The 13,186-nt window shown below is 64.3% G+C and carries 13 protein-coding genes; 5 read left to right on the plus strand and 8 right to left on the minus strand.

The features are described 5' to 3' along the window. The first annotated feature begins 20 nt into the window (after nt 1–20). Both ACT3S6_RS11635 and ACT3S6_RS11640 read left to right on the plus strand, forming a co-directional pair. Nucleotides 21–1,427: a flavin-containing monooxygenase gene (locus ACT3S6_RS11635; protein ID WP_443347522.1), complete on the plus strand. Its 1,407-nt coding sequence runs from the start codon at nt 21–23 to the stop codon at nt 1,425–1,427. Beyond that, nucleotides 1,424–2,311, plus strand: coding sequence for an SDR family NAD(P)-dependent oxidoreductase (locus ACT3S6_RS11640; RefSeq protein WP_444555093.1), 888 nt, complete (start codon nt 1,424–1,426; stop codon nt 2,309–2,311). Before ACT3S6_RS11635 ends, ACT3S6_RS11640 begins: the two co-directional genes overlap by 4 nt. A gap of 36 nt (nt 2,312–2,347) precedes the next feature. Here ACT3S6_RS11640 and ACT3S6_RS11645 read toward each other — a convergent pair whose 3' ends face one another. Together ACT3S6_RS11645 and ACT3S6_RS11650 are read right to left on the minus strand one after the other, a co-directional pair. Then, nucleotides 2,348–2,818 (minus strand): NUDIX hydrolase, encoded by a 471-nt coding sequence (locus ACT3S6_RS11645; protein WP_444555094.1) that lies wholly within the window; start codon nt 2,816–2,818, stop codon nt 2,348–2,350. A 4-nt stretch (nt 2,819–2,822) separates the two neighbouring features. Further along, on the minus strand, nt 2,823–3,329 hold the full coding sequence (locus tag ACT3S6_RS11650) for a prepilin peptidase (protein ID WP_441391767.1): 507 nt from the start codon (nt 3,327–3,329) through the stop codon (nt 2,823–2,825). A 182-nt stretch (nt 3,330–3,511) separates the two neighbouring features. Between ACT3S6_RS11650 and ACT3S6_RS11655 the strand changes: the two genes are divergently transcribed. Further along, nucleotides 3,512–4,297 (plus strand): hypothetical protein, encoded by a 786-nt coding sequence (locus ACT3S6_RS11655; protein WP_444555095.1) that lies wholly within the window; start codon nt 3,512–3,514, stop codon nt 4,295–4,297. A 1-nt stretch (nt 4,298) separates the two neighbouring features. Here ACT3S6_RS11655 and ACT3S6_RS11660 read toward each other — a convergent pair whose 3' ends face one another. The 4 genes from ACT3S6_RS11660 to ACT3S6_RS11675 all read right to left on the minus strand — a co-directional run bounded on the left by ACT3S6_RS11660 (nt 4,299) and on the right by ACT3S6_RS11675 (nt 7,661). Further along, nucleotides 4,299–4,661: a CPBP family glutamic-type intramembrane protease gene (locus ACT3S6_RS11660; protein WP_444555096.1), complete on the minus strand. Its 363-nt coding sequence runs from the start codon at nt 4,659–4,661 to the stop codon at nt 4,299–4,301. Beyond that, nucleotides 4,649–4,903: a CPBP family glutamic-type intramembrane protease gene (locus ACT3S6_RS11665; RefSeq protein WP_441379830.1), complete on the minus strand. Its 255-nt coding sequence runs from the start codon at nt 4,901–4,903 to the stop codon at nt 4,649–4,651. Before ACT3S6_RS11665 ends, ACT3S6_RS11660 begins: the two co-directional genes overlap by 13 nt. Before the next feature lie 340 nt (nt 4,904–5,243). Beyond that, nucleotides 5,244–6,557: a PhoH family protein gene (locus tag ACT3S6_RS11670; RefSeq protein WP_241895339.1), complete on the minus strand. Its 1,314-nt coding sequence runs from the start codon at nt 6,555–6,557 to the stop codon at nt 5,244–5,246. A gap of 342 nt (nt 6,558–6,899) precedes the next feature. Next, nucleotides 6,900–7,661 (minus strand): isoprenyl transferase, encoded by a 762-nt coding sequence (locus tag ACT3S6_RS11675; RefSeq protein ID WP_087000645.1) that lies wholly within the window; start codon nt 7,659–7,661, stop codon nt 6,900–6,902. A gap of 176 nt (nt 7,662–7,837) precedes the next feature. On the opposite strand from ACT3S6_RS11675, the gene trhA reads away from it, so the two are divergent. Then, complete coding sequence (trhA, locus tag ACT3S6_RS11680; RefSeq protein WP_087000441.1) at nt 7,838–8,485, plus strand: PAQR family membrane homeostasis protein TrhA; 648 nt, start codon at nt 7,838–7,840, stop codon at nt 8,483–8,485. 25 nt (nt 8,486–8,510) lie between these two features. On the opposite strand, the gene ACT3S6_RS11685 is transcribed toward trhA, so the two are convergent. Then, complete coding sequence (locus tag ACT3S6_RS11685; protein ID WP_096223338.1) at nt 8,511–8,969, minus strand: MarR family winged helix-turn-helix transcriptional regulator; 459 nt, start codon at nt 8,967–8,969, stop codon at nt 8,511–8,513. A 138-nt stretch (nt 8,970–9,107) separates the two neighbouring features. On the opposite strand from ACT3S6_RS11685, the gene ACT3S6_RS11690 reads away from it, so the two are divergent. After that, nucleotides 9,108–10,559: an MFS transporter gene (locus tag ACT3S6_RS11690; protein WP_443383987.1), complete on the plus strand. Its 1,452-nt coding sequence runs from the start codon at nt 9,108–9,110 to the stop codon at nt 10,557–10,559. A 35-nt stretch (nt 10,560–10,594) separates the two neighbouring features. Here ACT3S6_RS11690 and ACT3S6_RS11695 read toward each other — a convergent pair. Then, on the minus strand, nt 10,595–13,186 hold a 2,592-nt coding region (locus ACT3S6_RS11695; RefSeq protein WP_444555097.1), incomplete at its 5' end, for a multicopper oxidase domain-containing protein.

Raw genomic sequence — 13,186 nt, forward strand, 5'->3', positions numbered from 1 at the left:
TCCAATGTAAGGATCGTCACATGTCTTATTTCGTCAAGGAACGCGATCGAGCCCCCGCCGTCACCACGCCGATTCCCACGGACGTCTCCCTGCCGCGCACCTGCGTTATTGGGGCCGGGGCTTCGGGCTTGGCTGCCGTGAAGGCGCTGCACCAGGCCGCTGTGCCCGTCGATTGCTTCGAACAGGGCAGTATCGTCGGCGGAAATTGGGTCTTCGCGAACCCCAACGGCCAGTCCGCCTGCTACGAAACACTGGAAATCAACACATCGTGCCCGCGCATGGCCTTTTCTGATTTCCCGATGCCATCCGACTACCCCGCTTATGCCCGGCACGACCAGGTGGCCGACTATTTCGAGGCCTACGTGGACCACTTCGGTTTTCGTGCAAGGATCCGCTTCAACACCCGCGTGGACGAGGTCATCCCTGAAAATGGCGGCTGGAAGGTCGCCATCACCGGCCCCGACGGGACGGAGGAACACCACTATGATGCTGTCCTCGTCGCCAACGGGCACCACTGGGACGCCCGCTGGCCCGAGCCCGCCTATCCCGGGAATTTTGCCGGCGAACAATTACACGCCCACGACTACCGCTCGGCAGAACAGCTCAAGGAGAGGAATGTCGTGGTCGTTGGCGCTGGGAACTCGGCCTTGGATATCGCTTCCGAGGCCGGCAGGGTCGCCCACAGCGCCGTCCTGTCCCAACGCCGCGGCCAGTGGGTGCTGCGCAAGTACTTCCTCGGCCGGGCTTCGGACCAATTGGTTTTGCCTCAATGGCTGCCCTGGTGGGCCACCCGGGCCAGGCTGCGACTGGCATCGATTCTCTCCGGCAGCACCACGCGACTCGGATTGCCCCACCCCACACATGCTCCGGGCCAATCACATCCCGTCCAATCGGAACAAATTCGTCGGATGCTGAAGGTGGGGGCCGTGACACCGAAGCCAGGCATTGAACGACTCCACGGCGACCAGGTGGTGTTCACCGACGGGTCCGCGACAGCTGCGGATCTGATCATCTGGGCGACCGGCTACCGGGTCCGGTTCCCCTTCTTATCGGAGGACCTGGTCAACCCGGCGGGCAACGAGTTGCCGTTGTGGAAGCGCACCGTGCACCCTGATCATCCAGGGCTGTTCTTCATCGGCCTACTCCAGCCCATCGGCGCAGTGATGCCCTTGGCCGAGGCGCAGTCGCTCTGGGTGACGGAAATGCTGACCGGAAGCTACCTGGCACCGCCCGAGGCCACTATCCGTACACAGATGGAACGCGATCAGCAGCGCAATGCCCGTCGCTTCTACGCCTCGGCCCGGCACACGATGGAAGTCGATTTCGACAGCTACCTCTGGGACCTCGACCGAGAACGACGTCGTGGCTCGGCCCGTGCCAGTCAATCCGCAGCACGATCGCGCATTCATCAGGCGGTGACCGCATGACACCTCAGAAAGCACACCGGCGGCCTTCAGGCAACAGTCCAACCGACCGCGGTGGAGCGGTCATTACCGGTGCCGGTGGGGGCCTGGGACGGCAGCTCGCGTTGCGGTTGGCCCGGGCAGGATTCACCCTCCAGGTCACCGACGTCGATCTCCAGCAGGCCGAAGCCGTGGCGGCGAATATCAATGCGGAATTAGCGTTGCCCGCCGAACGGCAGGCCTTAGCCTCCGCCCTGGATGTCCGTGACGCTGCCGCTTGCTCAGCGGCCGCCGAGGCCGCCCGGTCTCGAGCAGGTTCCTTATCTCTCTGGGTCAATAATGCCGGGGCCCTCTTTACCGGTCCCTTCTGGGACCAGGACGAACGGCAGCGGCGTCTGGTTTTGGAAGTCAACGCCGCCGGGACCATCAACGGCACCCTGGCAGCACTGGAGTTGATGCGTGCGGCCAATGCCGGCCTGATCGTCAACGTCGCATCCTTGGCCGGCCTGGTCGGGGTCCCCGGGGAAGGGATCTACGCGGCTTCGAAGCACGCGGTCCTGGGCTTCAGCGTTTCGGCGCTGGCCGATTTGCGGGCTGCGGGGGTCAAGGGCGTCGATATTAGTTGCGTCTGTCCCGATGGGATGTGGACTCCGATGCTCCATGACAAACTCGATGATCCCGGTGCAGCCCTTTCCTTTACCGGCAAGCTCCTCCAACCGGGCGAGGTCGCGGATGTGGTCCTACGCGTCGTGGATAAACCGCGGCCCGTTACCGCGTGGCCACGCTGGCGCGGAGGCCAGGTGAGGCTCTTTGATATGTTCCCCCGGTTCGCCGTGGGACTGGCACCGCTGATGGTCGCCTACGGCCGCAAGCGGCAGGCGGCGTTCGCCCGGAAGCTGCGGTCCTGAGCGGCCCGGCCCGTTCCGGCCAGGTAACTCCGGGGTTCAGCTGAGGAAGCGTGCGGACGGGTCCGGGTCCCGCGCCCAGTCCACGGCCCGCTGGTGTTTGGGCGGCAAAGGTGGACGCTCTGCGTCGGTAAACCAGGCGACCTCGGTGTTCTCATCGTCGTTTACTCGGGCTTCTCCTGAGAGATAACGACAGGAGAACACGACGTCGAGGTACTGTGCGCGGTCGCCGTTGGGGTAGGTCACCGGGTCGGTGGTCCCGATTCCGGCCAGCCGTTCGACGGCGACCACGACGCCTGTTTCTTCCAGGACCTCCCTGACGGCAGTGGCCGCTGGTTCCTCACCGGGCTCCATGATTCCTGCGGGAAGGGTCCACCTGCCGTTATCGGCACGCTTGACCAACAGGAGGGCACCATCTTGGCGATGCACCACGGCTTTGACCCCCGATAGCCAGAGGGCATCATGACCAATTTTCTCGCGCAGGGACAGAATGAATTCCGGGGTTGGCATGTCCCTAGCCTGCCACGAAGAGGGCCGCCAACGTACCGATGACCAGGTAGGGGCCGAAAGCCAGCGATGTTTTCAGACCCGCACGGCGCAAAATAATGAACACCATGGAGGCCAATCCGCCGAGCAGGAAAGTCGCCACGGTGCCCCACAGCAAATGGGACCAGCTCAAATACCCCAAATACAGTCCCATGATGCCGGCAAGTTTCACGTCTCCTAGTCCCATGCCTCGCGGCTGGACCATGTGCAGGAGGAGATAGAAGCTGAAGAGGATGGCGCCGCCCAGAAGGGTCCGCAACAGCCCCGCCCCATCCCCGGCCAGCACCAGCGCCGCCCCGAGCAGGACGAGAGCGAACACGTACCACGGCAGAATGATCCGGTTGGGCAACAGATGCGTTCGGGCGTCGATCCACGTCAACCGTGCCCCGTTGATCACGAACAGCAGCAACGCCAGGACCAGCGGGACGAAGGCCACCGGCGCGTTCTCACGCAGTTCCTGAATCGCAGCGATCATGGCTCAACGCTAGCGCAGCCCACGACAGGGTGAGGCCACGGCTGTTTAGACTGTGGAGTATGACTATTCCTCCGACCACCCCGCCGCCATCTGGCCCCTCGGCGGTCTCCCGAGAGGATGCCGCAGCTTTCCGCCGACTCTGTAGGTCTTCGCCCTGGCGGTGGAGGACCCTGCGATTCGACGTGGAATGGTTCACCGCCAGCCCCACGGCGGGCCCGACCGCACCGGTGAAATTGCAGGAGGACCACACTCCCCTGGACGCCCTTTCCGCGCCGGCCGATATTGAGCGTGAAGAGGAGGTCATCCCCGAAGCCATCCCGCGAATCCGCGCCTGGTTGCGCCGTCCGGACGCCCTACGGGTCGAAGATGAGTCCTCCGAACTGCTGTTCAGCACCACATCGATCCATGCGTCCCGCGATGCCTTCTACATCACGGGCAACCGCAGCTCCTGGCTGCTGCCACCACGACTGGTGACACCTGTCTACGACGACGATGGGCTGATTGCCCGCCGCCCGGAAGCAGATTATGGTGACCCGGTCTTCGGGGATGCCCGCTGGGCCGCCATGCTCGATCCCGTGGAATTGGCCGGCAGTGCCCCGGTTCCACTGGAGTTCCCGTTGTCCAACGTCGTGGAAATCCATGAATTGAACGAAACCCGCCATGCGGGGCGAGCAGCGCTGGAAGCCGTGGTCTCACCCAATGTCACCTACACCCCGGAAACGGACGGGTTCCCGCTGTTGGAGGCCGGAAGGACCCGGCTGCGTATCGACCTCCAAACGGCGGTTTGTGTGTATACGGAGGCCTTGGACGGACCGGTTCAGGGCAACGGACACGACATCCACATCCACGCCGTCAACGAGTACATGCTCGATGACCTGTTCGTGGAGCATTCAATGAACCTGACCGATGTCCGGGACCATATCCCCTGGATCATCCGTGGACCGCAGGCCAGCCGAGGCGGCGAGTAGCTCACCGGCCACGCCTCCAGCCCGGGGGCCGCCACTCCCCGCGGCGTCGGAGCATGAGGGCGAGGACGACGGTCGCTGCCAGCAGCAGGATAACCGTCACGACACTGGCCTCGAGCCCGAAGGAACCTCCGGTCAACCACTCGGGGCCCGTGAGGCCCGTATGCCATATCGAGGACGCCTTTCCGGTGCCCGAGATCGGAACACCCCATACGGGGCCCTGCACGATGTTCCACAGCATGTGGTAGCCGATCACCACCCACAGGGAACGCGTCAAGGCGTATAGCACCCCCTCAAGCAGGCCCGCCCCGATGGCAATAGCGATTCCCGCCCAGAGCGTCGCATCGGGGTTCGTTAGGTGGACCACTCAGAACACCCGCCCGGACACCACGACGCCGTCCACGTGCCGGCGAATTCTTCCAGCAGGCGAAGGCCCATCCCCCGGAACGCCAGCTCCTCGGTCACCGCAGCTCCCAGCCCGGCGACCAGCATGAGTTCCAAGATCCCCGGGACATCCACCCCGGCAGGTGTCAGGAGCCGATAACCGCCCAGGACCATGATGAGACCGTAGGCGGCCAGCAGCCCGGCAGCCCCCCAGAGGGCCCCCACGGCCAGTCCGGGCCAACGCCGGGGGCGATTTCATCAGGCACGAAGCGCCGTTCCACCCGAGAACGACCACCCCATGGGCGCAGGTCACCGCCATCATCATGACGATGGAAGGGCCCACGCCGTCGGGTCTACTGAATGAGTCGACGCCGCCAAGGAGGACCGCCAACAGGGTGAACAGGACCAGGAAGATGAGTGCTGCCCCCCAAAAAGGCAACGAACCGCACTGCGGCATTCAGACGGATGCGGGAACCGGGGCCGACCGGCACGACATCCTTTCGCGGTGCGTCGGGGCCCAGGATCGTGGGTGGTGTCATCCTTGATCTCTATCAGAGGCGAAGAGCTATGCCCCCGATTCCTCGAGCATGTCGGTGACCAGCGCCGCGATGGCTGAACGTTCGGACCGGGTCAGGGTGATATGCCCGAATAAGGGATGCCCCTTGAGCGTTTCGACCACGGCAGCAACGCCGTCGTGCCGGCCCACCCTCAGGTTGTCGCGTTGAGCCACATCGTGGGTCAGTACGATCTTGGAGTTTTGTCCGATCCGACTCATCACGGTCAGCAGCACGTTCTTCTCCAAGGACTGCGCCTCATCGACGATGACGAACGAATCGTGCAGGGACCTGCCGCGGATATGGGTCAGCGGCAGGACCTCGAGTAGTCCGCGGTCGACGACCTCGTCCATGACATTCTTGGAGACGAGCGCGCCCAGGGTGTCGAAGACCGCCTGTCCCCACGGGTTCATCTTGTCGTCTTCGGAGCCGGGCAGGTAGCCGAGCTCCTGGCCGCCGACGGCATACAGGGGCCGGAAGACCACCACTTTCTTATGCTCGCCTCGTTCCATCACGGCTTCGAGTCCCGCGCAGAGGGCGAGGGCTGATTTCCCGGTTCCGGCCCGGCCGCCCAGGGAAACGATCCCGACCTCCCGATCCATCAGCAGGTCGATCGCCAGCCGTTGCTCAGCTGACCGGCCATGCAGGCCAAAGACGTCGCGATCGCCCTTCACCAGGCGGACCAGCCCGTCCTCTCCGACCCGGCCAAGGGCCGAGCCGCGGTTGGAGAGCAGGATCAAGCCGGTGTTGACCGGCATCTCGGCCGCCTCGGCGACCAAGACCGGCTCGTGGTTATACAACTCCTCCACATCGGTATCGGCCACATCTAGTTCGGCGGTTCCGGTCCACCCCGAATCAAGCACCAACCCGTTCCGGTACTCATCGGCCCGCAGGCCCATTGCCGAGGCTTTCACCCGCATGGGAAGGTCCTTCGACACCACCGTGACATCGCGGCCCTCATCGAAGAAGTTCTTGGCCACCGCCAGAATGCGTGAGTCGTTGTCACCGGCCCGGAACCCCACCGGAAGCACCTCGGTGGACACGTGGTTCAGCTCAATCCGCAAGGAGCCCCCGTCATTCCCGATCGGCAGCGGGCGGTTCAGGCCTCCACGTTCGACACGGAGCTCATCGAGGAGACGCAAGGCTTTGCGGGCGAAGAAGCCGACGTCGGGATCATGGCGTTTCTTTTCCAATTCGCTGATCACCACGATGGGAACGATGACCTCATGTTCGGCGAATCGCAGGACGGCCCGTGGGTCGGCGATCAGGACCGAGGTGTCCAGAACGTAGGATTTCTCTCCGACACTTTGCCGGGCACTCGTCACCGGGGTCGCTGCGGGGGTGGCGTGGGCCAAGCCGGCGGCGGGAGTCGGGCCCGTCCTGCCGATCTCGTCCGCCACGACGTTGCTGGACTGGATTTCGACTGCCACGATGACTCCCAACAGGGGCGTTGCGCCCCTAGGTAACCGTTCTGCGGGTGGTCCGGTCCAGCCTTGAGGCCGAATCCGGCCTCCCGTCGTTGACCGTGTGTCTCAACGCTCGGTGGCCTTTCCGTCTCGGCCGGCGGTAGTGCCTGCCGATGTCTTCAAGCTAGCCCGCAGACATGTCTTGTGGCCCAAGACACGCCGCCCGGTGAGCGAATGCCCGATGGCCCGGAGGTGAACGCCTCAGCTCCCGAAGCGGCGTTGGCGGTCCGTGAAATCACGGAGGGCGCGCAGGAAGTCGACTTTCCGGAAATCGGGCCACAGGGCTTCGCAGAAATAGAACTCGCTATAGGCGCTCTGCCACGTCAGGAAACCCGAGAGTCGTTGTTCTCCCGAGGTGCGGATCACCAGATCGGGGTCGGGCTGGCCACGGGTGTAGAGGTAGCGGGAGATGTCTTCGACTTCCAGCCCGCGGGCCACCTCGGCCAGGGAGGTTCCTGCAGCATCGGCATCGGATAACAGCTCCTTGACGGCGTCCACGATTTCGGCACGACCTCCGTAGCCGATGGCGATGTTCACATGCAGTCCCGAAGCGTTTTGCGAGGATTCGGCGAGGGCGTGGAGTTTATTCGAGAGATAGTCGGGTAGTTCGTCATAGGCACCCATGGGCTGAACACACAGGTCGTGTTGCTCGGCGAGCCGGTCCAGCATATTGGCGATGATGCCCATCAGGTCGTCCAGCTCATCGTTTGACCGGCTCATGTTGTCGGTGGAGAGCATGTAGAGAGTGACGGTGGGGATCTTCAGTTCACGGCACCACCCCAGGAACTCAACGATGTTATCGGCACCTGCCTGGTGACCGTGCACTGTCGGTGCTCCGGCGAGCTTGGCCCACCGCCGGTTCCCATCCACGACCATCCCGATATGCCCGGGTAGCTTCTCTGTAGGGATATCCTTCTTGAGCACTTTGCCGTAAAGACGGTAAAGGACTTCGGGCAACCGCACGTCGTCCCCTTCCAGTCGCTGGGCCAGCACGGATCAACGCTGCTTGGTTGCCGCGACTCTAGGCTACCGGTTGGGCCGCCACGGTGTTGAGCGGCACGCCTGAAGAAGCCGGCTTCCCCGCCACGCACTTTATTACTCTCCGGTAGTATCGGACCATGTCGCAGTCATCCCCCAGCATGGCCCCGTTGGATGAGATCAAACCGCATTTACGCGGCTGGATCCACGCGGGCACCGCTCCCTTGGCACTGGCAGCAGGCATCGTCCTCGTGGTATTGGCCCCCGGGACCGGGGGTAAAGTTTCTGCGGCGGTATATGCCGCAACGGGACTGCTTCTGTTCACCATTTCTGCCGTGTACCATCGCGGAAATTGGTCCCCGAAGGTCAAACGGGTTCTCAAGCGGCTGGACCACACCAACATCATGCTGGTCATTGCCGGCTCTTATACGCCCCTGGCCTGGGCGCTGCTTCCGGAGGCGAAAGCCACCTTCTTGCTGTGGCTGGTCTGGATCGGAGCGATCCTCGGTGTCGCCTTCCGCTTATTCTGGACCGACGCACCCCGCTGGTTATACACCCCGGTCTACATCGCCTTGGGACTGGCCTGCCTGATCTACATCGGCGACTTCTTTGCCGCCAGCATCCCGGCAGCAGTCCTGCTCTGCGCCGGTGGCGCACTCTATATCGCAGGCGCCGTGTTCTACGCCCTCAAGCGTCCGAACATCCACCTCGAATGGTTCGGCTTCCACGAGCTCTTCCACGCCTTCACGGTCGGCGGATTCGCTTGTCACTACATCGCCATCATGATGGCCATGTTGGCGGTCCGCTAGCCGAGGCGGCCGGCGCGCCGGCCCCTCATCGCCCCCGCGGCCACGGGGCCTCTTCGATGCGCTCGACGTTCTCATTGAAGTCGCGCAGCAAACCCGAAAAAGCGCGCTGCTTCTCCTGCGGCCAGTCGGCCACGACATCACGCAATCCCTGCTCGTACGACCGGCGCGTTTCCAGTAGCGCCTCGATCCCCGCCTCGGTCGGGGCGATACGGCGGGCCACCTCACCCGCGACACCGGGCACGTAGGCCACATGCTCGTGACGTATCAGTGCACCGACCTGGCGGTGGATCGTCGAGGCATCAAGCCGCAGGGCCTGGGAGAGCTCCTTGAGCGTCATCGGCTCGGAGCGCTCAAGCCGGTTGAGCAACACATAAGCGGAACGCTCAAGGGTCGGACTGCTCTTATGGTGCGGACGCAACTGATACCGGAAAAACAGCATGAGTTCGTACTGCATCTCCTGCAGAGCATCAGTGTCTTCCGTCATTCTTCTCCCTCTGATTGTCTTTCCGCAGGAATCCACTATACAACGATATGCATTATGCAAAAGATATGTGCTCTACACTTCTCATGTATGGTGCACAAGCATAGTTCGGCGTATCACCCCATCCAGTTAGCGAGCCCCATGACTTCCACTCCCGCTCTATCCACGCACCGGCCACCCTCCCCGCGGGTCGCGGTCACCATCCTGGCCTTCGTGGGCATCGTGGTCTCCTTAATGCAGACCCTCGTGGTCCCGCTGATTCCACAATTGCCCACCATGTTGGACACCTCGGCCTCCGACGCGGCCTGGATCATCACCGCCACCCTGCTCGCCGGCGCCGTAGTCACTCCCATCGCCGGACGGTTGGGCGATATGTTCGGCAAACGCCGCATGCTCATCATTTCGCTGGCCCTCATGGTTGCCGGCTCGGTGCTCTGCGCCTTGACCAGCACGCTGGAAGTGATGCTCGCGGGTCGGGTTCTGCAGGGGCTGGCCATGGGGGCCATCCCCTTGGGTATCAGCATCCTGCGCGATGAATTGCCTCCGGCGAGGGTCGGGGCAGCCATTGCGACGATGAGCGCCACGATGGGCGTCGGCGGCGCCATCGGCCTGCCCTTCTCGGCCTTCATTGCCCAGGTCGCCGATTGGCACGTCTTATTCTGGACCGCTGCCGGCCTCGGCGCCCTGTGCTTGACCCTGGTAGCCACGCTCCTGCCCGAATCCGCGGTACGGACCCCCGCCCGCTTTGATGCCGTAGGAGCCGCTGGATTGGCCGCCGGCCTGGTCTCGCTGCTGTTGCCCATCACCAAGGGCAGCGACTGGGGCTGGACCAGCCCACTGACGCTGGGGTTCTTTGCTGCTGCGGCGATCATCCTGGTCCTCTGGGGTCTCTACCAGCTTCGGGTCAAGGCACCGTTGGTCGATCTTCGCGTCTCGGCCCGTCCACAGGTCCTGTTCACGAACCTCGCCTCGATGACCGTCGGGTTTGCCATGTACGCCATGAGCCTGACCTTCACGCAGTTGCTGATGGCTCCGGCAGGGACCGGTTATGGTTTGGGTCACTCTATGGTCATGGCGGGGCTGGTGCTAACGCCCGGTGGGTTCGTCATGATGCTCCTCTCCCCGGTCTCGGCCCGCCTTTCGGCACGCTACGGGCCCAAGGCCACGCTGATCCTCGGGTCTTTGGTCATCGCTTTGGGGTATGTGATGGCGTTCTTCCTGATCTCCGAAACCTGGCAGATCCTCGTGGCCTCCATCATCGTCGGCGGCGGCATCGGACTGGCCTACGCTGCCATGCCTGCCCTGATCATGGGCGCCGTCCCGCTGACCGATACCGGGGCAGCCAATGGCTTGAACGCCCTGATGCGTTCTGTGGGTTCCTCGGCAGCGGCAGCGGTCATGGGCGTGGTTCTGGCCAGTATGACCATGTCACTGGGTGCGGCGCAGGTCCCCACCCTCGAAGGCTTCCGCGTCACCTTCGCCTTCTCAATCGGTGCTGCCTTATTGGCTGCACTCTTTGCCGCACTCATCCCGCGAAAGACGCGCGAGACCCCTGCAGCTGTGGGCGCGGAACGCGAAAGCATCAAGGCCTAACCCCGGATCTGCGAGTTCTGCCAGCAGAGCACCGGCTAGCGGGTCACCTTGATGATGCCCCGGGCGCCGCGTTCGGCGTCGACCATGGAGTGGGAAACAAACGGATAGTTCCCCGCCTCGGTGAATTCGAGTTCCGCGAAGCCGCCCTGCGCCACCCCGATGTCCAGGGTCTGGGACCCGGCATGGGGGTCCGAACCATCCAGGAGGTAACGTCCCTCCCGATAGGTGGTGTCGAATTGGCCGCCGATCACGTGGAATGCCGAGCCCCGGTTCGGTCCGGCCGCCACAACCCAGAATCGCGCCCGCTCGCCCACTTTCACGTGGAGGGGGTCAAAGGCGTACTGGGATGCGTACCCGTTGAAGACCACCGCGTCGGGGGTTTCGGCATCGATTTTTGTCTGCTCAGCCGTCCCGCCCGGTTTCCCGAGGTACAACTCGTTCTGGACCATGATGAATTCATGGTCCACGGGGGCCAGATCGGGCGGGTCGATGATCACCGCACCGAACATGCCGTTGGCGATGTGCAAGGACATGGGCATCGTGGAGCAGTGGTAGAGCCAGGCGCCAGCACGGGTGGCGGTGAACGTGTAGGTCAGCTCCTCTCCCGGCTCGATGGTCCGCATGGGCCGGTCCGGTGCCAGTGCTCCGGCGTGAAAGTCGATGGAGTGCCCGGTGGTCCCCTCGTTGCGCAACGTGATGCGGAATTTGTCCCCCACTGTGCCTCGGAGCGTCGGCCCCGGGGCCGTGCCGTTATAGGTCCAGAGCGTTTGCGCATAGTCGGCGCCGACATCACGTTCGGTGTCCTGGGCGGTCAGGGTGTAGTGATGCGTGGGGGCCTGCGAGGCTGCCGGCAACCGGGCATCGCGGGCGACGAACACCTGGCCGGGGGCGCGCATCGGGTCGAACCCTGCTGCCGGGTTCCCGGCGGTGCCCGATGCGTCCTCAGCTGAGCCTCCGTGGCCGCCATGGTCCTTCGAGTCCATCCCCTTCAGGGGCTCCGAGTCCGCCGCGGCAGAGTCCTGCGCACCATCGGCAATGATGGTGAACACCATGCCCATCTGCCGATGTCCGGCCAGCGAACACCAGCCTTCGGTATCGGCGGTGATCACCCCGGCGTCGACCTTTCGATGGGCTCCGGGAGCCACCCTGCCCGAGGCGGCACCGTTGGCCGTCAGCAGGTCGTGGCCCCTATCGTCCTGATTCACCACGTCAATGACCAGCCGGTCCCCTACGGGAACATGAACAGTGTCGGGGGTGAAGCGCATATCCTTCATCGACATCTGCACGTGGGTGGTGTCCCCCGTGGCCGCAGGCCCCTGCTGGGCCGACCCGGCACCTGACTCCCCCTCGGTGGTGGCACTGGCCCCTACTCCTGCAGCTGCCGGGTCGGCGACGATCCCGAGGGCAACAGCCAGGACGACGCCGGTCAGCCCGGCCACCGCGCTCATCATCAACCGTTTCCCGGGCTGCTCACTGCCAGCTACTTCTTGCGGGGCGACCGGGGAGGCCTTTCCTGCGCGGAGGCCCTTGAGCACCAGGATCAAGAACCACACCAGGGCCACGAGCACCAGGGTGGCTGTGGTGACCTTGACCCAGCTCGGCACGGGCAGCAGCGCCACTCCCAGACCGAGATTCAACAAGACCAGTCGGGCCCCGGCTGCTGAGTTGAACACAGCTGCGCGGACCTTGAACACCGCGGGTCCCCCACCGAGGACCACCGGCAGCAAATAGCTCAGCGCCCCGAGGAGTACCTGAGACGCAAAACCTGCAGCGAGCGCCGGGACCACCGACTGGACCTGCTCGTACAGCGTCTCCCACGAGGGCCCCCTCCCGGCCATCACGGCCAGGACCGCCACCGAACCGGTCAGCCACAGCAGGGAGGCGCCCGCGGAGAGTGGAGCAAAGTCCGTCGGTGGTTTGCCCAGGATCCCCCGGATCACCGGAAGCGCCGAATGGATGATCCCCCCGACGTAGATCACCAAGCCGGCGGCAACCAACCACATCCACCCCAGGCCCGACCCTGCCCCTGCCACGGCGACGCCGCCCAGCAGCGGGAGCCAACCGTGGCGCACCGCCGATTCCGCCCCCTCGGCCACCCGGGTCCGCAGCATGGTCGGTAACAGGGTCGCCAAGGTGCCCAAAACGGTTAGCCCCACGAACCCCAGGACGTTGATCACCGCATGGGCGACCAGGAGCCGCTGACGGATCTCGCCGCCGTACCCGGCGGCCAGCAGGGCACCGAGCGCCGCACCAACGGGCAATAACCAGCTGGCGGCGATGTAGTAATTCACCGTGGCGCCGAAACGCGAGGGCAAGGCCTTGCTGGCCCGCACGGCGAAGGAGATCCCGTGCAGGGCGAAGGCGGCGCCGACCAGGATGCTCCCGCTCAGTACCAGCACCCAGAGGTTGGCGACCATGCCGACGACGGTGGCGATCACCCCGGCATTCAGCCCGACCAGCCTCCAGGCCAGATAGACGCGACCATGATCCGGGCCCCGGAGCAGTGCCTGGGCAAAATGCGAACTCCAGACCATGATGGCGTTGCCGATCGCGCCCAGCAGGAGCAGGTGCACCATCAACCAGGTCGCCACCGGAAGGAACCGGTGGGCCGCGACGACGACCGCTAG

It is taken from the genome of Arthrobacter sp. AOP36-C1-22, from assembly GCF_052377515.1.
In the GTDB taxonomy this organism is placed as follows: Bacteria; Actinomycetota; Actinomycetes; order Actinomycetales; family Micrococcaceae; genus Arthrobacter_H.